This window comes from Pseudomonas sp. S3_G06, from assembly GCF_054667565.1.
On record NZ_CP162738.1, the window covers coordinates 4,024,544 to 4,048,227 of the forward strand.

The following is a 23,684-nucleotide window of genomic DNA, read 5'->3' on the forward strand; positions in this document are numbered from 1 at the left end:
GACTGACTGCACACCTGATGAGATCCAGCCATGCCCGACAACAATAAAGAGCTGACCCTCAGCGCCCCGCTCAGCGGCCCGGTGCTGACGCTCGCCAATGTCCCGGACGCGGTGTTCGCCAGTGGCGCGATGGGCGACGGCATCGCCATCGACCCGCTCAACGACACGCTGTATTCGCCCTGCGCCGGCGTGGTCATCCACGTCGCGCGCAGCAGCCACGCGGTGACCGTGCGCGCCGACAACGGTGCGGAAATCCTCCTGCACCTGGGCCTCGACACCGTTGAATTGAACGGCGAAGGTTTCGCCATGCTGGTCAAGGAAAGCGATCGCGTCAGCCTCGGTCAGCCGCTGCTGCGCTATGACCTGGACAAGGTCGGCCAGCACTGCAAAAGCCTGGTCAGCCTGTTGATCCTGACCAACAGCGCGGATTTTCAGGTGCGGCCGATCACCCTCAAAGCGGTGAAAGTCGGCGAGCCGTTGCTGCACATCATCGCGCGCAATGTGGTGGCGGCGAATACCGATATAAGCGCTGGGCCTGAGGTTCGTGGTCAAGTGCAGGTCGCTCATCGCGGCGGCTTGCATGCGCGCCCCGCTGCGCTGATCCGCCAGACCGCCCAGGGGTTCAGCAGCCACTCACAGCTGCACTTCAACGGCAAATCGGCGCCGTGCAACAGTCTGATCGGTTTGATGGGGCTGGCGATTGGTGAGCAGGATGAGGTGCAGGTCAGTTGTCAGGGACCGGACGCCGATGCCGCATTGCAAGCTCTGCTCAGCGCATTGGCCACGGCGCTGCCGGACGATCATCACGCGCAAGCGCCGACCACCACAGCCGCGCTGAAACGTCCGGCCGAGGCTGGGGTGTTGCACGGTGTTTGCGCCGCGCCAGGGCTGGTCGCCGGGCCGTTGTTTCGCTTGAACGCGATCACCTTGCCGGCGGATACGGGCCATCACGATCCAGTGCAACAGCAGCAGACGCTTGAAACGGCATTGAACGCGGTGCGCAGCGAAATCGCCGCCACCCTCGCCCAGGCGAAAAAGCATAAGAACGCCGACGAAGAAGCGATCTTCGCTGCACACATGGCGCTGCTCGAAGACCCGGCCCTGCTCGACGCCGCGCAGCAATTCATCGCGCAAGGCACCGCTGCGACGCACGCCTGGAGTCAGTCGATCGACACCCAGTGCGACATGCTGCAAGGCACCGGCAGCCCGCTGCTGGCCGAACGGGCCAACGATTTGCGCGACCTCAAGCAACGCGTACTGCGCGCCCTGCTTGGCGAGGCCTGGCAATACCAGGTTCCGGCCGGCGCCATCGTTGCCGCCCACGAACTGACGCCATCGGATCTGCTGCAACTCAGCGCGCAAGGCGTCGCCGGGTTGTGCATGGCCGAGGGCGGCGCGACCTCCCACGTAGCGATTCTGGCGCGCGGCAAAGGTCTGCCGTGCATCGTCGCTTTGGGCGCGCAATTGCTTGAGCAGCCGCAAGATCAGGCCGTGGTGCTCGACGCTGACGATGGGCGCCTCGAATTGACGCCAAACGCCGAGCGCCTGAGCGAAGTACAGCAGGCACAAATCCAGCGCCAGCAGCGTCGCGACAGCCAACAGGCCAAGGCCCATTTGCCCGCTGAAACCCGCAATGGCGTGCACATCGAAGTGGTCGCCAATGTCGCCTCAAGCAGCGAAGCCGCAGACGCTTTTGCCAACGGTGCCGATGGCGTCGGCCTGTTGCGCACCGAGTTTCTCTTCGTCGATCGCCAGACTGCACCGGACGTCGAAGAACAGCGCAGCGCCTATCAAGCGGTGATCGATGCCATGGGCGACAAGCCAGTGATCATCCGCACCATCGACGTCGGTGGCGACAAGCAACTCGAGTACCTGCCGCTGCCCGCCGAGGCCAACCCGGTGCTCGGTCTGCGCGGCATTCGTCTGGCCCAGGCGCGGCCGGAAATTCTCGATCAGCAACTGCGTGCGCTGCTGCAGGTCAAGCCGTTGTCGCGTTGCCGGATTCTGTTGCCGATGGTCACCGAGGTCGACGAACTGCTGCACATCCGCCAGCGCGTCGATGCCTTGTGCCTTGAGCTGGGCATTGCCGAGCGCCCGGAAATCGGCGTGATGATCGAAGTCCCCGCCGCCGCGCTGCAAGCCGAACAACTGGCCGAACACGCCGACTTTCTCTCGATCGGCACCAACGATCTGTCGCAATACACCCTGGCCATGGACCGCGACCACGCCGGGCTGGCGGCACGGGTCGATGCCCTGCACCCCGCGTTGCTGCGCCTGATCGCCATGACCTGCGAGGGTGCGGCGGTACACAAGCGCTGGGTCGGTGTCTGCGGCGCCCTCGCCTCCGACCCGCTGGCCACGCCGGTGCTGATCGGCCTCGGCGTCACCGAACTGTCGGTGAGCCCGGTGCAGATCGGTGAAATCAAGGACCGCGTACGTCAGTTGCATGAAGCCGAATGTCAGCGCCTGAGCCGCGACTTGCTCAAGCTGTCCAGCGCCGCCGCCGTTCGCCACGCCTGTCATCAACATTGGCCTCTGCGCTAACAAAAACAAAAAGGACAAACGCCATGTACCAACTCTTCATCGAAGGCCTGCAACGCCTGGGCCGCGCGCTGATGCTGCCGATCGCGATCCTGCCGATTGCCGGCCTGCTGCTGCGCCTGGGCGACACGGACCTGTTGAACATCGCGATCATTCACGATGCCGGGCAAGTGATCTTTGCCAACCTGGCGATGATCTTTGCCATCGGCATCGCCGTCGGTTTCGCCAAAGACAACAACGGCACCGCCGGCCTGGCCGGGGTGATCGGTTATCTGGTGATGATCTCCACGCTCAAGGTGCTCGACTCGACGATAAACATGGGCATGCTCGCCGGGATCGTCAGCGGCCTGATGGCCGGCGCGCTGTACAACCGCTTCAAGGACATCAAGCTGCCGGAGTATCTGGCGTTCTTCGGTGGCCGGCGTTTTGTGCCGATCGTCACCGGGTTCGCGGCGGTGGGTCTGGGCGTGCTGTTCGGCTATATCTGGCCGCCGATCCAGCAGGGCATCAACGCGTTCGGCGCACTGATGATGGAAAGCGGCAGCATCGGCGCCTTCGTCTTCGGCGTGTTCAACCGCCTGCTGATCGTCACCGGCCTGCACCACATCCTCAACAACATGGCGTGGTTCGTCTTCGGCAACTTCACCGACCCGACCACGGGCGCCTTGGTGACCGGCGATCTGTCGCGGTATTTTGCCGGCGATCCGAAGGGCGGCCAGTTCATGACCGGCATGTTCCCGATGATGGTCTTCGGCCTGCCCGCCGCCTGCCTGGCGATGTACCGCAACGCTTTGCCGGAGCGGCGCAAGGTGATGGGCGGGATCTTCCTGTCGATGGCGCTGACCTCGTTTCTGACTGGCGTCACCGAGCCAATCGAATTTGCCTTCATGTTTCTCGCGCCGCTGCTGTTCCTCCTGCATGCGCTGCTGACCGGGCTGTCGATGGCGATCACCAACGGCTTGAACATTCATCTGGGCTTCACCTTTTCCGGTGGCTTCATCGACATGATTCTCGGCTGGGGCAAGTCGACCAATGGCTGGCTGGTGGTGCCGGTCGGGCTGGCTTATGCGGTCATCTATTACCTGGTTTTCGACTTCTGTATTCGCCGCTTCAATCTGAAGACGCCGGGGCGCGAAGACGTCGCCAGCGCCGAAAAAACCGTGCTCTCGGAAACCGAACGCGCCAGTGCGTATATCAAAGCCTTGGGCGGCGCAGACAACCTGCTGACCGTCGGCGCCTGTACGACCCGACTGCGCCTGGAGATGGTCGACCGCAACAAGGCCTCGGATGCCGAGCTGAAAGCGTTGGGCGCGATGGCGGTGGTGCGCCCGGGCAAGGGCGGCAGTTTGCAGGTCGTGGTCGGGCCGTTGGCTGACAGCATCGCCGATGAAATTCGCTTGGCCATGCCTGCGCTGGGCCGAACAGCGTTGGTGGAAACCGCAGTCATCGATGAGCCGAAGAGCGTTGCGCTTACCCGCAACGAGGCGCAGCAATGGCTGGATGCACTGGGCGGTCGCGACAATGTGCTGCAGCTCGATTGCATCGCCATGACCCGCATTCGCCTGCAACTGGCCGATGCCAAGGCGTTGTCCGATGCGCAGCTCAAAGCGCTCGGTTGCCTGGGTGTCAGCCAGTTGGACGGTGGCGTCTGGCATTTGCTGGTGGGGGACAAGGCCGCGAGTTTGAGCGGGGCGATCGAGGCGTTGCTGAGTCGCGGGGAGGTCAGCGCGCAGGTTTGATCTGCGCGGGTGGCGGGAGGGCTGGAGCGGGCGGGGAAAATCCGGCACGCGCACGATACATGAATACCACCCTCCTCCACGCCCCGCTCGCCATGCTGGCCCTTCATCCCCAGCATGGAAATCGTGCCTATGAGCACCCCCAACGCACCCACACCCGATGAGATCAAAAACGATCTCAACCAGATCGGGCGTCTGCTCTTCAACACCGAAACCCCGCTGCTGCCCGAGCACAAACCGAGCACCGAGCAGGCCCATCTCAAACGCCTCGAAGAGCAGCTGAAAACCTATCGCGACAGCTACCTGCAACGCAGCCGCGCGCTCTATCAGGTGCTGGCAACCAGCGACCTGCAAAGCGAGGCAGGCAAGCAACTGATCGCCACGCTGAAGGTGCGCCTCAGCACGCAACTGATCAACATGGATCTGCGTGACCAGATCGACGGCAAACCGGCAAAAACCTTCCTTAAATACGACGCCGGTTTCACCGCGCTCGAGTACGAGGCGCAACAAGCCGTCAAGGATCGCCTGTTGCACCCGCAGGCTGGTAAGCTGATGAAGAAACTGGCGCTGGGCCCGCTGTTGCGTCCGGCCATGTATGCGTTGCAGTTCACTTATCAGCAAACCACTGTCGAGCTCGCCGGGGCCTTTATTGTTACGCAAAACGACACCCCGAAAGTCAGCGATCTGCTGACCGACCAGAGCGCAGGTTTCGTCGTGTTGTTCACACCCGCCAGGGGCCTGGAGCTGTTCAATTCGCTGGCTGATCTCAACGCCCATCTGCTCGAGACCATGAAGCACAGCATCAGCCGTGGCGAGTTGATGCAGCTGCTGCCCAGCCGCTACCACGAGGTCGGTACAGCAGGAATCTGGCCATTGCAGCTGGCGCCCATCGACAGCCAACCGCTGTTCGAACACATCTATGATGCCTTGATCGAAAAACGCACCCTGGATATCGAATACGCACTGAGTTTCGCCGCTAACCCGCAGCAGGATCCCGCTCGCTTGATCGCCGAGCTGGAGCGCGCCATCGGCGCTGCGCTGCCGGATCTCACTCCGCGTCTGGCCCTTCAGGCACAAACCCTGTTCGAACGGCACCTGCGCAACAGCGCCCCGGACTGGTACCGCAGCGCCGACACCGCCAAGCGGGCCGAACTGGCGTTGCACCTGGGCAACTACAATCAGGCCCGGCAAAACCTGCTTGACCTGATGGGCCCGGCGGTCAGTCTGATGGCCGTGGCCCGCCAGCAATGGCTGGAGCGTCTGAGTGATGATCTGCAAATCGACGATCTGCAACCGGACAACCTGCAAATCACCACCGACCGGCGAGTACCGGGATACGGCGTATATGTGCACAAGCGCAACCTGCTCGAGCTGACCCTGCGCGGCCCGCATATCGGCGATGAGTTGCCAGGCTCGGAGTTTCTCAGCCACACCCGGCTGACTTACAACGACCTGCCGCTATCCGACGAGTACGCGGACGTGACGCCCGCCTGGGTGATCAAGCAGGCACTGGAGCTGGAACCGCGCGTCGACTTCGCACGTTTGCAAACGCAGATGCAGGCAAGCTCCGCAATCAAACCTGCGATTGAGCAGATGCTCGATCAGCGCATCGTCGCGCTCGCCCATACCGCAGCGCTGCAAGGGCACCTGCTCGACAGCGACCTGCAAATGATCCAGCGCCTGCGCAGCGGTAGCGATTCACAGTTGCGTGCCGCCACGCTGTGCTTGCACGGTGCGCAACTCCAAGACCTTTGGGTGCTGCGTCAGAACGATCAGACCGGTGCGCTCAAACGCGTTCTGCTATGCACGCCACAAGCCCCACGCGATCGCCAGTTCGAGGCCTTTGACAGTGAGCGCGAGTGTCAGGCCCATGTGTTGTCGTGGGCCAAGCAGAGTGACGCCGCCCAAACCATGGCCGGTTACCTGGTCAGCCGCGCACCGATGCGCTTTCGTCCTGCTCTGCGCAAAGTCTTGTCGGGGCTGAGCTTCAAGCCGGAAGCAGCGGAGCACCAGAAGGTGACTTTCGATCACCTCGGCAACCATCTCGATTGCCTCAAAGCGATGGCTGAACACGTGCTTGCCACACGCATCGATGATTATGATTTCAGTACACCGGTGTGGTATCGCTCGACCACTGCGGCCAATCGCCGACAACTGACGACGCTGAGCGACGACGCCGAGGGCGCACTGCTCGCATTCAATCAACATCCGCTGTCGGGCGGGCGTTTCCAGACATTTGACGCCTACGTGCACGAGCAAGCGAAGCTCAGCCTGAACCGCTTGCTCAAACGTGCGGCCAATGACGTCGATCCTGACACCGTCTGGGCCTACTCGCCAAAATCGATCGTGCCCTCATGGACACCAAAGCCGTTGACCTATACCCGGCTGTATCGCGACGGCTATGCCGACGGCGTGGGTTTTCTCGAGCAGAAATTTTCACGCTCGGCGCGCTTCAGAGGTCCGCAAGGCGTCGATATCAGCAGCCTGACCGCGCAGAATGTCGCGCGCTCGGTCACAGGGGTGTGGATCGGCCAACGCTATACCGACAAAGTCAAAAAGGAGCTGCAGAATTCCCAGAGCGACGGCTACGCGTTCCGCCGCAACGCGACGCTGGCGATCACTCAGCGCCAGATGCAAAGCGCCGCGCTGGAATGTCAGCTGCAAGGACATATCGCCAGCAGCGACCTGCAATGGCTCCAGCAAAGCATCACCAGCATGGATCAAACGTCGGGGCAGACGCGGACGAAGTACCCGATCCACCGGTTGATGATCGACGGCGAATGGGTGATCGATACCTGGCTGTTCAGCCATGGCAGTAATCCGGTTCTGCTGTATACGCCGGACGCGCCGGACGGCGTGCGTTTTCGTGAAGCGCGCCTGTTCAATTATCTGCTGCTGCAATCGGGCATGGTCGAGTACTTCACCTCGCGCGTGGGTATCAGCGCCCAGACCCGGGTCCGCACGCACCTGGACAACATCCGCAAGAAGCTGCCCAAAGACCTCAACAAAACCACCCCCAGCCCCGCCCGCTACGACTCGATGCGACCGGCTGACGCCGTCAGCGACCTGCTCACCGCGCTCTATGACATGAAGCTGCAACGGCGGATCGACAACGTCCACGCGACCACCACCAGTCGTATCGAAATGATCGCCGGCCTGATCTGGACAAGCGTTGAGTGGGTCGCGGCCATCGCCACCGCGCCCTTCCCGCTGTTGAGCCTGAGCACCGGCCTGTTGCTGGCCTTCAAGGATGCGATGCTCGCCCTGCATGCCTATCGTCAGGGCAACAACAACGAAGCGTTCCGGCACTTGCTCGGTTATCTGTTCAACAGTGCCGGCGCGGTGCTGACGGATCTGCGTCCGGCGCTACGGTCACTCAAGCCCGTCCGGCGTCCGTTGCGTCAGGCTGTCGCAACTGCCGGCGATGAGCAACAGAGTGCTCTGGCATTGGTCGATCAAATGGCCACTGAACCCGTCTGGGATGATATGCAAGCGGTCGCTTTCAGAGGACAGTCGTATTACGCCAGCAACAACCCGGACGCGCTGGGCCGTTATTTGCTCTACCGCCCGGATCCGAATGGCTCCGGACTGCTTTCGACCGGCATTCTGACCGTGCGTAACTCCGACGGGGTGATGGTGCGCAGCGGCCTGTCCGGCGGGGCACCGAAATACGAAGCTGTGCCCGATACACCCGGTCCGCACAAAGATTATGGAGTCGCGATCGACTACCGCGAGCGCGTCGAAACGTTGCTGGTGCCGCAATCGCGCGAGGCATTGCTGCAACTGAGCGACATGGGTATCCCGCGGCAGACCATCATGGCCCGGGTGGTCGATCAGTTGAGCGATGTACGCACAGCCTATCTGCAACAGGTCGAAAAACTCACCAAAGATGCCACGCGCCATTTTGCCCGGCTCGCACCGCTGCCCGCCCGTGCCGAAGTGCCGGCGGTTGCCGCCAATACCTCATTCGCACAGTTGATCGGCAGCGATGCATTCGCCGCAAAAAACCTGGTGATCGGTGCACAACCTGGTTCGATCGCCAGCAAACAGTTATTGATCGAGCATCTCGACGTCCTCGTGGCGAACGGCTACAAGCATCTCTTTCTCGAATACCTGCCGGGTGACGTGTTTCATCTCAAACTGGAAAAGCTCAACAGGAACGGCTCCTGGTTTCATATCAACAAACACCTGAAGGCGCTCGACAAAGCCATGGGGTATGCGCCGGACGCAGCTTTTTCTTACCTGGCGCTGGTGCGCAGGGCCCGGGAAAAAGGCATGAGCATCCATGCGCTAGACGGCTCGGCCAGCTATAAACTCGAAGGGATCATGGTGATGTCCGAGGTCTCGCCGCTGACCCCGCGAAACAACTCCATCAGAAACTTCTATTCGCACAAGGCGCTTGCCAGTGATGTGGCCGACGTCGGCGAAGAGCGCTGGATTGCCCTGACCGAACAGTCGCGCATGACCACGTTCGACAACACGCCCGGCCTGGCCGACCTGCACGAGGCCGTAGCCGTGCGTGTTGAAGACATCGACCTGTACCAACCCGCACGCATAAGCAGGGATACACCCGGCGCCATCGCCGGCGATGCGACTGCGCAAGGTGATTTCCTGGTACAGATGCCGAGCACCTACAAGGCACCTCTACCCGTCTCCAGGCCGCCCGCCGCAGCTAGCGCCGTTGATCACTTCAGCGATTTCGATGTGGCTTTGCCGCTGCGTGACGATATTGCTGAAATGTTGCATAAGCCCTACTCCATGGACTCGAATTACACCCCGACGATCTCCAGTGAAAGAACGGCCTACGAGGCTTTCATCGCCCAGCGCAAGCGCCTGGAAAAAACCGCCAGAGACGCTTTCGCCGACTACGTCCCTCCCGATGCGCCGATCCTGCCGGTGCTCACCTCTGACTGCACATTCGAGACTTTTTTGCGGCAACTGGCCGACGGACGCTTGAATCTGCTGATCGGCGAGGCCCATGCCGATGTAGCGAGCAAAGCGCTGCTGAAAAAGCACATGAAAGCGCTCAAGAAAGCAGGCTATGACACGTTGTATGTCGAGCACCTGTTCACCGATCTGCACCAGGCCGATCTCGACATTTTTTTGCGAACCCAACGTATGCCGGACAGGCTGAAGGCGTACCTGCATCGTCAGGACCGAGGGCACATGATGGCTTACGGTGGGAGCGATACCTACACGGAGCTCTACCAGGCAGCAGCCAAATACAACATCCGCATCAGAGCGATCGATTGCACAGCGTCCTACCACCTCAAGGGCCTGCATGACAAAGCAGTCTCGCGAAACGAGATGTTCAGCTATTTTGCAACCCAAGTGATCGAGGCTGATCAACTGGCCAACGGCCCGCATAAATGGGTGGCCCTCATCGGCAGTACGCACACCAATTACAACCTCGGTGTGCCAGGTCTGGCCGATACGCTTTCAGCCGTCAGCCTGCACGTGCGTGACACCGCCCCTGAACTGGCCAGGGATATTCACCGTGGGACATGGGAATTTATCAGCGACAAGCACGAGGCCAACGTGAGGGCCTTGAGCAGCGACTTTGTGATGGAGGTGGCCGTCCCCGGCACGAGAAAGCCTGCTGCGCCTCCGTCTGTCAGTCGCAGCAGACTGACTCGACAGGGCCAATTCCTGATCGAAAATGCAGATACCCGCAACGCCAGTGTGGTGCATAGATCCAGGTCCGGCGAGATCGTTGAGACGCCGATTCAGATCAATGACAAAGGTCTGTTCTTCATTGATCGCTGGGGGAAAAAAGATGAGAGCTTCAAATACCTGCGAACCTTGGTCGACATGCTTGTAACGGACGTCAAGCTGACACAGGTGACGTGACATCCACGCGATTGCACGTCGTGGAAAACCACCGGGCTCCACGGCCCGGTGGTTTTTTCACGCCTACGGATCAACCCGATCCAGCGCACGGTTCACCGCCAGCTCAGCGAGCATGATGATCTGCTGAATCGCCAGCGCCGTATTGCGCTGCGGTCGCCCCAACTGATCGGCGAAATCACTGGCCAGGGTGTTGGCTGAAGCGAGTGACTCACAGGCGTGGGCCAGCAGGGATTCGGTGTCGACGTCGGGCTGGATGAGGAACATGGTGCCGGGCGGGCGCGCCTTGCTCGGCTGTGGGCACAGGTAAAAATCCAGAGCACGCTTGATCGCTTCGCGGTTTTCGCGAGGTCGTCGGCGCGGATGGTTTGTTCGAGAGGGGTTGTGGGTTCGTGGGGTGGGTCGGGGACGATCTTATCCAAAATGCTTCTCCTGCTGATGCTGATGGGCAGCCATCAATCGCCGGATCTCACGCGGCGAATAGGTGGCAGCTATGTGCGAGGTGAGATCCACCGGAGCAGGCAACCGGCCAGACCGAAGTCTGCCCGCACACAGCCGCCATAAAGCAGGCAGCAGATTGAGCTGGCGCCAATTATCGTGGTGCTGGCGCCAGTTGCAAGCTATCCGGGGATCTCACTCCCGATCGCTGATTCGCAGCGACGGGAAAAGACTAGAGATCGCACGTCCGACGGACAACCTGAAAACCTTGTGGGAAGGTTCTGGTCATTGGGTACCGGATTTAAACAATCTCTAGTTCTCGAGAGCATGGATGGGCCTCATCGCGAGCAGGCTCACTCCTACAGTTGTCATCGGGTCATTCAGTGAGAAACGGGTCGGCTGACAGGCCGCCTTCGCGAGCAGGCTCGCTCCCACAGAAAGCAAAATCAAGATCAAAAGATCGCAGCCTTCGGCAGCTCCTACACAATGAGCGCAAGCTCGAGTGCTCTTGATCTTGATCCACCGGCGACGTCGGAAGGCTGAGTGGAGGGATTGATCCGGGCGTGGGAGCGCAGCGACCGTCTGGCGCAGCCAGACACAGCGGAAGGAGGTGCAGCGAAGCAAACCGGAGCCGCTGCGCCCGGATCAGTCCCGCAGCGAAGGGACCCGAGCCTGCGAGGGCCGAACGTAGGAGCAAGCGTTTTTTTGCTTACTTTTTTTAGGCGTTTGTAAAAAAAGTGAGTCGCCGTAAGGGCGAAACCGCCAGCCGCCACACCCGAAGCAACGGATATTCACCCAATCAGCCAGCATGCTCGCCTGTAAGGGCGCCTTTGCGAGCAGGCTCGCTCCCACAGTGAAAATGCGCCCGCACAAAAATCAGCGGCAACAAAAAACCCGCAGACAATCACTCATCTGCGGGCCTCCCGTTCAAGCAGCCAAGAAGATCAGAAATCCTCCAGCCGCCACACCTCATAAGCCGGCGTCTCATACGGATGACTGAGCTTCAACGCCGCCACCACAGCCACAATCAACTCATCCGCCACGACAAGCTCAACCTTCCATTCCTTAACCCGCTCGACCTGCCCCGCCTGACCAATAAACGGCTGACTGCCGTCCAACGGTCGAAACTGGCCAGAGCCAAGCACCTGCCACGCACAGTGGTCATAGTCACCGATCCGCCCACCACCGGCAGCGAACACAGCCCCTTTGACCACCTCGACATGACTGTCGGGAACAAAAAACGCCAACTTGTACACGACGATCAGTTAACCCACACGCGAGCGTTACGGAACATGCGCATCCACGGCGCGTCTTCGTTCCAGTCTTCCGAACGCCACGAGTTCTGCACCGCACGGAACACACGCTCCGGGTGCGGCATCATGATCGTCACGCGACCGTCACGGCTGGTGAGGCCGGTGATCCCGCGCGGCGAGCCGTTCGGGTTGGCCGGATAGGCTTCGGTGACCTTGCCGTGGTTGTCGACAAAACGCATCGCCACGCAACCGGACAGATCGGCTTCCAGCAGTGCTTCTTCGCTGGCGAACTCGGCATGCCCTTCACCGTGGGCGATGGCGATCGGCATGCGCGAACCGGCCATGCCCTGCAGGAAGATCGAGTTCGATTCCTGGATCTGCACCATCGCCACCCGCGCTTCGAACTGCTCGGAGCGGTTGCGCACGAAGTGCGGCCAGAACTCGCTGCCCGGGATCAGCTCGTGCAGGTTGGACATCATCTGGCAACCGTTGCACACGCCCAGCGTGAAGCTGTCGTTACGCTCGAAGAAGCCCTGGAACGCATCGCGGGCGCGGCTGTTGAACAGCGCCGATTTGGCCCAGCCTTCACCGGCGCCGAGCACGTCGCCGTAGGAGAAACCACCGCAGGCCACCAGGCCTTTGAACTCGTTGAGGTCGACACGACCGGCGAGGATGTCGCTCATGTGCACGTCGATCGCGCTGAAACCGGCGCGGTCGAACGCGGCGGCCATTTCCACCTGACCGTTGACGCCCTGCTCACGCAGCACGGCAACCTGTGGGCGAATGCCTTTCTTGATGTAAGGCGCGGCGATGTCCTGATTGACGTCGTAGCTGAGCTTGATGCTCAGGCCCGGATTGTCTTCTTCCAGCAGCGCGTCGAATTCCTGCTCGGCGCAGTCGGCGTTGTCGCGCAGACGCTGGATCTGATAGCTGGTCTCGGCCCACTGACGTTGCAGCAGACGACGCTGGCCTTCGAACACGGTGTCACCGTTGAAGGTGATGTTGATCTGGCCATTGTTGATCGGCTGACCGATCACCGACACGCAGTCGCCCAGGCCGGCGGCGCTGAATTGCGCGAGGATGTCCGGGGTGGCGTCCTGACGAACCTGGATCACTGCGCCGAGCTCTTCGTTGAACAGGATCGCGGCGATTTCCGAAGCGGATTCGGCAACGCTGTCCAGGTTCAGGCTCAGACCGCAGTGGCCGGCGAAGGCCATTTCCACCACGGAAGTCAGCAGACCACCGTCGGAACGGTCGTGGTAAGCCAGCAGGTGACCGTCGGCGTTGAGGCCCTGGATCACCGCGAAGAAGGCTTTCAGGTCTTCGGCGTCATCGACATCCGGCGCATGCTGGCCGAGTTTGCCGTGGACTTGCGCGAGGATCGAAGCACCCATGCGGTTCTGGCCGCGACCGAGGTCGATCAGGATCAGGTCGGTGGTGCCCTTGTCCATGCGCAGCTCCGGAGTCAGGGTCTGACGGATGTCAGCCACTGGCGCGAAACCGGTAACGATCAGCGACATCGGCGAAGTGACGGTCTTGTCTTCGCCGTTGTCATTCCAGCGCGTGGCCATGGACATCGAGTCCTTGCCCACCGGAATGGTGATGCCCAGCTCAGGGCACAGCTCCATGCCGACCGCTTTCACGGTGTCGTACAGACGCGCGTCTTCGCCCGGGTGACCGGCCGCCGACATCCAGTTCGCCGACAGTTTGATGTCGGAGAGCTTGTTGATGCGCGAGGCAGCAATGTTGGTGATGGTTTCGCCGATGGCCATGCGGCCCGAGGCCGGCGCGTCCAGCAGAGCCAGCGGAGTACGCTCGCCCATCGCCATCGCTTCACCGGTGTAGACGTCGAAACTGGTGGCGGTGACGGCAACGTCGGCCACCGGCACTTGCCACGGGCCGACCATCTGGTCACGGGCAACGAGGCCAGTGATGGTGCGGTCGCCGATGGTGATCAGGAAGCTTTTGCTGGCCACGGCCGGGTGATGCAGAACGCGTTCGATGGACTCGCTGATGTCGAGGTTCGACGGATCGAAGTCATCGCCCAGCTCGGCTTCGCGAACCACCGAACGGTGCATGCGCGGCGCCTTGCCCAGCAACACTTCCAGCGGCATGTCCACCGGGTTGTTGCCGAAGTGGCTGTCGGTCACGGTCAGTTGCGGTTCGGCAGTCGCTTCACCGACTACGGCAAACGGGCAACGCTCGCGTTCGCAGATCGCCTGGAAGCGCTCGAAGTCTTCCGGGCCGACTGCCAGCACGTAACGTTCCTGGGATTCGTTCGACCAGATTTCGTGCGGGGCCATGCCCGGCTCGTCATTCGGGATGTTGCGCAGTTCGAAACGGCCACCGCGGTCGCCGTCGTTGACCAGTTCCGGGAAGGCGTTGGACAGACCGCCCGCGCCGACGTCGTGGATGAAGCTGATCGGGTTCTTGTCGCCCAGTTGCCAGCAACGGTCGATGACTTCCTGGCAACGACGCTCCATTTCAGGGTTTTCACGCTGCACGGAAGCAAAATCCAGATCCGCCGAGCTGGTGCCGGTGGCCATCGACGAAGCCGCGCCGCCACCGAGACCGATCAACATCGCCGGGCCGCCGAGCACGATCAGCTTGGAGCCGACGACGATCTCGCCTTTCTTGACGTGTTCTTCACGGATGTTGCCCATGCCGCCAGCGAGCATGATCGGTTTGTGGTAACCGCGCACTTCGTCGCCGTGCGGGGTAGTGATCGATTGTTCGAAGGTACGGAAGTAGCCGGTCAGCGCCGGACGACCGAATTCGTTGTTGAACGCAGCGCCGCCGAGCGGGCCTTCGATCATGATGTCCAGCGCGGTGACGATGCGCTCAGGCTTGCCGTACGGCACTTCCCACGGCTGTTCGAAGCCAGGGATCTGCAGGTTCGATACGGTGAAACCGGTCAGGCCAGCCTTTGGCTTGGCGCCGCGACCGGTTGCACCTTCGTCACGGATCTCGCCACCGGAACCGGTCGATGCGCCCGGGAACGGCGCAATCGCGGTCGGGTGGTTGTGGGTTTCAACCTTCATCAGAATGTGCACCGGCTCCTGCACCGCGCCGTACTGGCGGGTTTCAGGATTCGGGAAAAAGCGGCCGGCAACGTTGCCGACGATCACCGAAGCGTTGTCCTTGTAAGCGGACAACACGCCTTCGCTGTGCATCTGATAGGTGTTCTTGATCATGCCGAACAGGCTTTTTTCCTGGCTCTGGCCGTCAATGTCCCAACTGGCGTTGAAGATCTTGTGGCGGCAGTGCTCGGAGTTGGCCTGGGCGAACATCATCAGTTCGATGTCGTGCGGGTTGCGCTTCAGACCGTTGAAGGCGTTGACCAGATAGTCGATCTCGTCTTCGGCCAGGGCCAGGCCCAGCTCGGTGTTGGCCTTTTCCAGCGCGGCGCGGCCGCCACCGAGGATGTCGATGGCGGTCAGCGGCTTCGGCTCGGCATGGCTGAACAGACCGGCGGCGTGTTCGAGGTTGGCCAGCACGATCTGGGTCATGCGGTCATGCAGCGCGTCCGAAATCAGCTGGGCTTCGGCTTCGCTGAACTGCCCTGCAACATAGAAGGCGATACCGCGTTCCAGGCGCTGGATCTTGCTCAGGCCGCAGTTGCGGGCGATGTCGCTGGCCTTGCTCGACCACGGCGAGATGGTGCCGAAACGCGGCAACACCAGAAACAGACGGCCGGTAGGCTCTTGAACCGGAACACTTGGGCCGTACTTCAGAAGGCGCGCTAGCACCTGCTGTTCGTCGCCGGTCAGGACGCCGGTGACTTCGGCGAAGTGAGCGAATTCAGCATACAGGCCACTGACAGCTGGAACCTTCTGGCTCAGTTGCTCAAGGAGTTTGCTGTGGCGAAAGGCAGAAAGGGCAGGAGCGCCGCGCAGGATCAACATCTTCGGGACAGCCTCGGGAAGGGGTGTGCTTTGAGGCCGTGCATTCTAGCCTAAACCGACCTCAACATCACCCGAAACGCTACGCACGGTTGCACTCGGGTAGCAATCTGTGTTTCTGCCTTCGGGGTCAGGTAAATCGAGCGTTTCAGCATGGCTTATTTTTACTGTAACAAAATGCCCTGAAGGCCCGTATTCAAGGGATTTCGTTCGATTTTGTGATCGCTAGCAGACTAGTCCTACGCTGTCGAGATATGGCGCCCGTGGCCGTTTGCGTATACTGCGCAGATGTTTTTCCCAACGGCTTTGCGTCCGCGATACGCCAAATGGCTGATCGCAACCGGACTCTTCCTGGTGCTCGGTGGCTGTGTTGATAAACCCAACACACTCGAGCGCGTAAAGGAGGACGGTGTGCTGCGCGTGGTTACCCGCAACAGCCCCGCCACCTACTTTCAGGATCGCAGCGGTGAAACCGGCTTCGAATACGAGCTGGTGAAGCGCTTCGCCGACGATTTGGGCGTCGAATTGAAGATCGAGACCGCCGACAATCTCGACGACCTGTTCAATCAGGTCGGCAAGCCGAACGGCCCGGTACTCGCAGCCGCCGGTCTGGTCAGCAGCGATGAACGCAAGAAGCAGGTGCGGTTCTCCCACTCCTACCTCGAAGTCACCCCGCAGATCATCTACCGCAACGGCCAGTCGCGCCCTACAGATCCGGCGGATCTGGTCGGCAAGAAGATCACCGTGCTAAAGGGCAGCACCCACGCCGAACAACTGGCCGCGCTGAAACAGAAATATCCCGGCATCGACTACGAAGAATCCGACGCGGTTGAAGTGGTCGATCTGCTGCGCATGGTCGATGAAGGTCAGATCGATCTGACGCTGGTCGACTCCAACGAAGTGGCGATGAATCAGGTGTACTTCACCAATATCCGTGTGGCCTTCGACCTCGGCGACGCACGCAGCCAGAGCTGGGCGGTTGGCCCGGGCGAAGACAACAGCCTGCTCAATGAAATCAACGCCTATCTGGACAAGGTGCAAAAGAACGGCACCCTGCAACGCCTGAAAGACCGCTACTACGGCCATGTCGATGTGCTTGGCTACATGGGCGCCACCACCTTCGCCCAGCACTTGCAGCAGCGTCTGCCGAAATACGAACAGCACTTCAAGAACTACGCGAAGAAAGAGAAAGTCGACTGGCGCCTGCTGGCCGCCATCGGCTATCAGGAATCCCTGTGGCAGCCGACGGTGACCTCGAAAACCGGCGTACGCGGCCTGATGATGCTGACCCAGAACACCGCGCAGGCGATGGGCGTATCGAACCGCCTCGACCCCAAGCAGAGCATCATGGGCGGCGCCAAGTACCTGGCTTATATGAAAGATCAGCTAGACGATTCGATCCAGGAACCGGATCGCACCTGGTTCGCGCTGGCGGCGTACAACGTCGGCAGCGGCCATCTGGATGACGCGCGCAAACTGGCGGCGAAGGAAGGCCTGAATCCGGACAAGTGGCTGGACGTGAAAAAGATCCTGCCGCGCCTCTCGCAGAAACAGTGGTATAGCAAGACCCGCTACGGCTACGCCCGCGGTGGCGAGCCGGTGCATTTCGTGGCGAACATCCGTCGCTACTACGACATCCTCACCTGGGTGACCCAGCCGCAGCTTGAAGGCGATCAGGTGGCCGAGGGCAACCTGCATGTGCCGGCGATCGACAAGTCGAAACCGGCGCAGGAACCTGCCCCTCTTTAAAGCAAAAGATCGCAGCCTTCGGCAGCTCCTACAGAGCTATGTGTACACCTGTAGGAGCTGCCGAAGGATGCGATCTTTTGTTCTTAGCCCTTGAGAGCAGCAGCCAGGATCAGCGCTTTCATCTCCGACACAGCAGATTTGAAGCCGACAAACAACGCATGCGCCACCAGCGCGTGGCCGATGTTCAGCTCGTTGATGCCTTTGATCGCAGCCACGGCTTCAACGTTGTGGTAATGCAAGCCGTGACCGGCGTTAACGATCAAGCCTTGGGCCAGACCAAACGCAACGCCATCCGCCACACGCTTCAATTCCTCGGCCACTTCAGTCGGGGTTTCAGCATCGGCATAACGACCGGTGTGCAGCTCGATTGCCGGCGCACCGACGCGCTTGGAAGCCGCAATCTGCCGCTCGTCAGCATCGATGAACAGCGACACTTCGCTGCCGATTTTCGACAAGCGCTCGACCGCAGCCCTTATGCGTTCTTCCTGCCCCGCCACATCCAGGCCACCTTCGGTAGTCAGTTCCTGACGGGTTTCCGGGACCAGGCAGATGTGCGCCGGGCGAATACGCTCGGCGAACGCCATCATTTCTTCGGTGACGCCCATTTCGAAGTTCATGCGGGTTTGCAGCACATCCTTGAGCAGCAGCACGTCACGCTCCTGGATGTGACGGCGGTCTTCGCGCAGGTGCACGGTGATGCCATCGGCGCCCGCCTCTTCTGCATCCAGCGCCGCTTTGACCGGATCCGGGTAGCGCGTGCCACGGGCCTGACGCAGGGTGGCGACGTGGTCGATGTTCACGCCGAGAAGAATGCGATTGCTGCTGGTCACGGATGCGCTCCTGAATTGAGAGGTTCGGCGCACAGCATATCAGGGCTTGCGAAACAGCTCGCGACTGACAAGCGGACGCCCGCCCAAATGCACCGCCAAGGCCTGGCGCATCAGACGCTTGGCCGCCGACAGCGCACCGGGCGCCGACCAGTCGGCTTCGGCCATGGCCAGCAGCTCGGTACCGTTGAACAAGCCGGGTTGCAGCAGGTAAACGCGCTCGAGTCCGGCGTCCACTTGCAAGCGATAGAGGCCGTCAGCAGCGACAGGTTCGCCGTGGATGTCGGTATTCATGGAGAAGCCGTAGCCGAGATCATCCAGCAATCTCCATTCGAAGGAGCGCAACAATGGCTCCAGCGGCCGACCTTCGGCCAGCGCCAGCAAGGTCGCGGCGTAATGATCAAACACTGCGGGATGCGGATCTTCGGCAGGCAACAGGCGAATCAACAGTTCGTTGAGATACAGACCGCTGAACAGCGCCTCGCCGTTGAGCCAAGCAGAGGTGCCAGAACTCTCCATGCGCCCGACATTCTTCAGCTCGCCCTTGCCACGGAACTCGACCTCCAGCGCCACGAACGGCCGCGCCAGCGTCCCGGCCTTGCCTCGCGCACTGCGCAACACCGCCCGCAGCCGACCTTGCGGCGTGAGGAAATCGACCAGTGCGCTGGTTTCGCGATAGGCGCGCGAATGCAGGACGTAGGCGGGTTGGGCGGGAGGCGGGTTTTGCGACATTGAGTTCTCGATGAAAAAACGCGGTTTTTACATGCAACCCAAAACCACTGTGGGAGCGAGCCTGCTCGCGAAAGCGGAGTGCCAGTCAACATCAATGCTGAATGTTACATCCTCTTCGCGAGCAGGCTCGCTCCCACAGTGGGTATCGGTGTTCTCGAGATCGCTACTTACAGGTCGCCGTAACCCAGCGAACGCAGCGCACGCTCGTCATCGGACCAGCCGCCTTTCACCTTGACCCACAGGTTAAGCATGATCTTGGAGTCGAACAGCAGCTCCATGTCCTTGCGCGCTTCGGTGCCGATGCGCTTGATGCGCTCGCCCTTGTCGCCAATGATGATCTTCTTCTGGCCGTCACGCTCGACAAGAATCAGCGCGTGGATGTGCAAGGTCTTGCCCTGCTGCTTGAATTCTTCGATTTCGACGGTGATCTGGTACGGCAGCTCGGCGCCCATCTGGCGCATGATTTTCTCGCGCACCAGTTCGGCGGCAAGGAAACGGCTGCTGCGGTCGGTGATCTGGTCTTCCGGGAAGAAGTGATCATTCTCGGGCAGGTGATCGGCAATGACCTTTTCCAGCGCTTCGAGGTTGTGCCCGTGCTGCGCGGAAATCGGGATGATCTGTGCGTTCGGCAGCTGTTCCTGCAACCAGCTCAGGTGCGGCATCAGCTCGGCTTTGTCTTCGATACGATCGGTCTTGTTCAGCGCGACGATCAGCGGGCCGGTCACGTATTGCACACGCTCCAGAACCATCTGGTCTTCGTCGGTCCACTTGGTGCGGTCGACGACGAAGATCACCACGTCGACGTCTTTCAGCGCCGCCGAAGCGGTTTTGTTCATGTAACGGTTCAGGGCCTTTTCGCCACCCTTGTGCATGCCCGGGGTGTCGACGTAGATCGCCTGCACGTCGCCCTCGGTCTTGATCCCGAGCATGTTGTGGCGAGTGGTCTGCGGTTTGCGCGAAGTGATCGCGAGCTTCTGCCCGAGGATGTGGTTGAGCAGCGTCGACTTGCCGACGTTGGGACGGCCGACGATGGCAACGTAGCCACAGCGAGTTGCGTTTGTATCAGTCATTGCCATTCTCCACGCCCAGGGCAATCAGTGCTGCGGCGGCCGCTACCTGTTCGGCAATACGACGGCTCACACCCTGACCTCGGCTTTTTTCATTCAGTAAAACCACTTCGCATTCGACGAAGAAGGTTCGGCAGTGCGGTTCGCCCTGGATATCCACCACTTCGTAGCGTGGCAGTTCGCAACCGCGCGATTGCAGGTGTTCCTGCAAGCGGGTTTTCGGATCCTTGTTGGTGTCGACCAGCGTCAGGCCTTCGAATTCGCCGGCCAGCCAGGCCAGCACGCGCTCGCGGGCGACGTCCATGCCGGCATCGAGGTAGATCGCGCCAATCAACGCTTCGAGGGCATCGGCCAGAATGGATTCACGGCGGAACCCACCGCTCTTCAGTTCACCCGAACCCAGGCGCAGATAATCGCCGAGGTCGAAACCGCGAGCGAGTACGGCCAGCGTCTCACCTTTTACCAGCCGAGCGCGTAAACGTGACAACTGGCCTTCGCGAGCCAGCGGGAAGCGATCGAACAGCGCCTCGCCAGCGACGAAGTTGAGGATGGCATCACCGAGGAATTCCAGACGCTCGTTGTTGCGCCCGGCAAAACTGCGGTGCGTGAGGGCCAGCAGCATCAGCTCCTGGTCCTTGAAGGTGTAACCGAGCTGGCGCTCGAGACGGCTTAGAGAAACGCTCACGGTTTACCCACGCTGAGTTCGTGGCTGGTTTCCACTGCCATAGCCGGGGTACGGCGCAGGCCTGGGACAATTAACGCTGTGTTCAAAAAATAAATCCTGGCGATTGCGAAGCCGATTGTGCCGGCTCCAGAAATGCATTCGGCGCTGTGGTCAACAGCGCCGTGTTTGATTACTTGATCAGGCCAACCCGCGAGAAATTCGGCAGGTGGCTGAGTTTCGGCTCCGGCCAGCTCATCCAGACCGCGAAGGCCTTGCCGACAATATTCTTGTCGGGAACCATGCCCAGCAGATCCTTGGGAATGTTCGGATCATCCCAGTAGCGGCTGTCGTTCGAATTGTCGCGGTTGTCGCCCATCATGAAGTAGTGCCCGGCAGGCACTGTCCACGAACGATCCGGGGTAGCGCGGTAGCGGCTCATTTCCTTACGGATCAGGTGCTCGGCTGCGCCGAGTTTTTCCTGGTAAAGCTCCGCGCTGCCCAGCGATCCCGCCTCGGCGCCGACCATCTTCTCGGCAATCGATTCGCCGTTGACGAACAGACGCTTGTCGGCGGTGTAACGCACCGTGTCACCCGGCAGGCCGACCACACGCTTGATGTAGTTGACGTTCGGGTCGCTCGGGTAGCGGAACACCATCACATCGCCGCGCTGCGGGTCACCGACTTCGATGATCTTCTTGTCGATCACCGGCAGACGGATGCCGTAGGAAAACTTGTTCACCAGAATGAAGTCGCCGACATCCAGGGTCGGTTTCATCGAGCCGGACGGGATCTGGAACGGCTCCACCAGGAACGAACGCAGCACCAGCACGATAAACAGCACCGGAAAGAACGACTTGCCGTATTCAACCAGCAGCGGCTCTTTGTTCAGCTTCTCGACCACCACAGGCTCGGGCTGGCTGACACTGCCTTGATAAGAGGCAATGGCAGCACGCCGACGCGGTGCCAGGAACAGCAGATCAAGCAACGCCAACAGGCCGCAGACGAACACGGCGATGACCAGCAACAGCGGGAAATTTAGCGACATAGGACCTGATTATTCCAACCTGAGCACGGCGAGGAAGGCTTCCTGTGGAATTTCCACGTTGCCGACCTGTTTCATGCGTTTCTTACCGGCCTTCTGCTTCTCGAGCAGTTTCTTCTTACGACTGACGTCACCGCCGTAGCATTTGGCCAATACGTTCTTTCTGAGCGCCTTGACGGTTGTCCGCGCCACGATCTGACCACCAATGGCAGCCTGGATCGCCACGTCGAACATCTGACGAGGAATCAGTTCTTTCATCTTCTCGGTCAACTGGCGACCTTTGAAGTGCGAATTGTCACGGTGCACGATCAATGCCAGGGCATCGACCTTGTCGCCGTTGATCAGCACGTCCAGTTTCACCAGATTAGCCGATTGGTAACGATCGAAATGGTAGTCCAGCGAAGCATAGCCGCGGCTAGTGGATTTGAGACGGTCGAAGAAGTCCAGGACCACTTCGTTCATCGGCAGGTCGTAGGTCACTTGCACCTGATTGCCGAGGAACAGCATGTCGACCTGAACACCGCGTTTCTCGATGCACAGGGTGATCACGTTGCCCAGGTGTTCCTGCGGTACGAGGATATTGGCGCGCACGATTGGCTCGCGCATGTCCTCGATCGCCGACACGTCCGGAAGCTTCGACGGGTTGTCGACGTAAATCGTTTCACCGGTTTTCAGCACCAGCTCGAAAATTACCGTCGGCGCAGTGGTGATCAGGTCCAGGTCGTATTCGCGCTCGAGGCGCTCCTGGATGATTTCCATGTGCAGCATGCCGAGGAAGCCGCAACGGAAGCCGAAGCCCAGGGCGTCGGAGCTTTCCGGGGTGTACTGCAACGAGGAGTCGTTCAGGGTCAGCTTCTGCAGCGCTTCGCGGAAATCCTCGAAGTCATCGGAGCTGACCGGGAACAGACCGGCGTAAACCTGTGGCTGAATGCGTTTGAAGCCCGGCAGCACCGGCACGTCCGGCGTGGAGCTCAAGGTCAGGGTGTCACCGACCGGCGCACCGTGAATGTCCTTGATGCTGGCGATGATGAAGCCCACTTCGCCGGCCTTCAGATCAACGGTGGCGGTGTGTTTCGGGTTGAACACGCCGACGCTGTCGACCAGGTGCACCTTGCCGGTGGACTTGACCAGAATCTTGTCGCCCTTCTTCACACGGCCGTGGCGCACGCGTACCAGGGAAACAACGCCCAGGTAGTTGTCGAACCAGGAGTCGATGATCAACGCTTGCAGCGGATCTTCGATATTGCCGGTCGGCGCAGGGATGGTGTGCACCAGACGCTCGAGCACTTCGTCGACACCCAGGCCGGTCTTGGCGCTGCAGGTGACGGCGTCGGTGGCGTCGATGCCGATGATCTTCTCGATCTCGTCCTTGACGCGATCCGGCTCGGCCTGGGGCAGGTCGATCTTGTTCAGGACCGGCATGACCTCCAGGCCCTGCTCGATGGCGGTGTAGCAGTTGGCCACGGACTGGGCTTCGACGCCCTGCCCCGCATCGACCACCAGCAAGGCACCTTCGCACGCGGCCAGGGAACGGCTGACTTCGTAGGTGAAGTCGACGTGGCCCGGGGTGTCAATGAAGTTCAGCTGATAGGTGATGCCGTCTTTGGCTTTGTAATAGAGGGTAACGCTGTGGGCCTTGATGGTGATCCCGCGTTCACGCTCAAGATCCATGGAATCCAGTACCTGGGCTTCCATTTCACGCTCGGCCAGGCCGCCGCACATCTGGATGAAACGGTCAGCCAGCGTCGACTTGCCATGGTCAATGTGGGCGATGATGGAGAAATTGCGGATATGACTCAAATCACTCACGGATCAACACTCAAAAAGGCTGCAGGCTTGGCCCGCCGAAAAATAGCCGGGAATTGTACCTGATACACGGCGCAAGC

The 23,684-nt window shown here is 60.7% G+C and carries 12 protein-coding genes and 1 pseudogene; 4 read left to right on the forward strand and 9 right to left on the reverse strand.

Annotated features, from left to right (window positions below; genetic code table 11):
- The first annotated feature begins 30 nt into the window (after positions 1-30).
- From ptsP to AB4N47_RS18135, 3 genes are all read left to right on the forward strand, one after another.
- Entirely contained in the window at positions 31-2,544 is a 2,514-nt protein-coding gene (ptsP, locus tag AB4N47_RS18125) for a phosphoenolpyruvate--protein phosphotransferase (protein WP_341639155.1), read from the forward strand.
- 23 nt (positions 2,545-2,567) lie between these two features.
- A complete protein-coding gene (gene nagE / locus AB4N47_RS18130; protein WP_341639154.1) occupies positions 2,568-4,280 on the forward strand; it encodes an N-acetylglucosamine-specific PTS transporter subunit IIBC in 1,713 nt (570 codons plus the stop codon).
- Between the two features lie 129 nt (positions 4,281-4,409).
- Complete coding sequence (locus AB4N47_RS18135) at positions 4,410-10,127, forward strand: membrane-targeted effector domain-containing toxin (protein WP_460154296.1); 5,718 nt, start codon at positions 4,410-4,412, stop codon at positions 10,125-10,127.
- Between the two features lie 63 nt (positions 10,128-10,190).
- Here AB4N47_RS18135 and AB4N47_RS18140 read toward each other — a convergent pair.
- From AB4N47_RS18140 to purL, 3 genes and pseudogenes are all read right to left on the reverse strand, one after another.
- Positions 10,191-10,546, reverse strand: a pseudogene (locus AB4N47_RS18140) (DUF6124 family protein).
- Between the two features lie 960 nt (positions 10,547-11,506).
- Complete coding sequence (locus tag AB4N47_RS18145; protein ID WP_341639152.1) at positions 11,507-11,818, reverse strand: YqfO family protein; 312 nt, start codon at positions 11,816-11,818, stop codon at positions 11,507-11,509.
- A 5-nt stretch (positions 11,819-11,823) separates the two neighbouring features.
- A complete protein-coding gene (gene purL / locus AB4N47_RS18150) occupies positions 11,824-15,720 on the reverse strand; it encodes a phosphoribosylformylglycinamidine synthase (RefSeq protein WP_460154297.1) in 3,897 nt (1,298 codons plus the stop codon).
- A gap of 285 nt (positions 15,721-16,005) precedes the next feature.
- On the opposite strand from purL, the gene mltF reads away from it, so the two are divergent.
- Positions 16,006-17,466 carry a membrane-bound lytic murein transglycosylase MltF gene (gene mltF / locus AB4N47_RS18155; protein WP_341639150.1) on the forward strand — a complete coding sequence of 487 codons (1,461 nt, stop codon included), beginning with the start codon at positions 16,006-16,008 and terminating at the stop codon, positions 17,464-17,466.
- Positions 17,467-17,549: 83 nt separating this feature from the next.
- Here the strand turns inward: mltF and pdxJ are convergent, their stop codons facing one another.
- From pdxJ to lepA, 6 genes are all read right to left on the reverse strand, one after another.
- The gene (pdxJ, locus tag AB4N47_RS18160; protein WP_016771560.1) at positions 17,550-18,296 is read right to left on the reverse strand and encodes a pyridoxine 5'-phosphate synthase; all 747 of its coding nucleotides are present in this window, start codon (positions 18,294-18,296) and stop codon (positions 17,550-17,552) included.
- 39 nt (positions 18,297-18,335) lie between these two features.
- Positions 18,336-19,025 (reverse strand): DNA repair protein RecO, encoded by a 690-nt coding sequence (recO, locus tag AB4N47_RS18165; protein ID WP_041479514.1) that lies wholly within the window; start codon positions 19,023-19,025, stop codon positions 18,336-18,338.
- Positions 19,026-19,192: 167 nt separating this feature from the next.
- On the reverse strand, positions 19,193-20,095 hold the full coding sequence (era, locus tag AB4N47_RS18170) for a GTPase Era (protein WP_016771562.1): 903 nt from the start codon (positions 20,093-20,095) through the stop codon (positions 19,193-19,195).
- Complete coding sequence (gene rnc, locus AB4N47_RS18175; RefSeq protein ID WP_024011703.1) at positions 20,088-20,777, reverse strand: ribonuclease III; 690 nt, start codon at positions 20,775-20,777, stop codon at positions 20,088-20,090. The genes era and rnc overlap by 8 nt, the downstream gene beginning before the upstream one ends.
- Positions 20,778-20,946: 169 nt before the next feature.
- Positions 20,947-21,801, reverse strand: coding sequence for a signal peptidase I (gene lepB / locus AB4N47_RS18180; RefSeq protein WP_016771563.1), 855 nt, complete (start codon positions 21,799-21,801; stop codon positions 20,947-20,949).
- A 9-nt stretch (positions 21,802-21,810) separates the two neighbouring features.
- On the reverse strand, positions 21,811-23,607 hold the full coding sequence (lepA, locus tag AB4N47_RS18185) for a translation elongation factor 4 (protein ID WP_016771564.1): 1,797 nt from the start codon (positions 23,605-23,607) through the stop codon (positions 21,811-21,813).
- Positions 23,608-23,684: the final 77 nt, after the last annotated feature.

Excerpts from the sequence above, each read along its gene's own strand:
- nagE (WP_341639154.1), top strand. The coding sequence starts at position 2,568 with ATGTACCAACTCTTCATCGAAGGCCTGCAACGCCTGGGCCGCGCGCTG.
- recO (WP_041479514.1), bottom strand. The coding sequence starts at position 19,025 with ATGTCGCAAAACCCGCCTCCCGCCCAACCCGCCTACGTCCTGCATTCG.
- mltF (WP_341639150.1), top strand. The coding sequence starts at position 16,006 with ATGTTTTTCCCAACGGCTTTGCGTCCGCGATACGCCAAATGGCTGATC.
- ptsP (WP_341639155.1), top strand. The coding sequence starts at position 31 with ATGCCCGACAACAATAAAGAGCTGACCCTCAGCGCCCCGCTCAGCGGC.
- era (WP_016771562.1), bottom strand. The coding sequence starts at position 20,095 with ATGACTGATACAAACGCAACTCGCTGTGGCTACGTTGCCATCGTCGGC.
- purL (WP_460154297.1), bottom strand. The coding sequence starts at position 15,720 with ATGTTGATCCTGCGCGGCGCTCCTGCCCTTTCTGCCTTTCGCCACAGC.
- lepB (WP_016771563.1), bottom strand. The coding sequence starts at position 21,801 with ATGTCGCTAAATTTCCCGCTGTTGCTGGTCATCGCCGTGTTCGTCTGC.
- AB4N47_RS18135 (WP_460154296.1), top strand. The coding sequence starts at position 4,410 with ATGAGCACCCCCAACGCACCCACACCCGATGAGATCAAAAACGATCTC.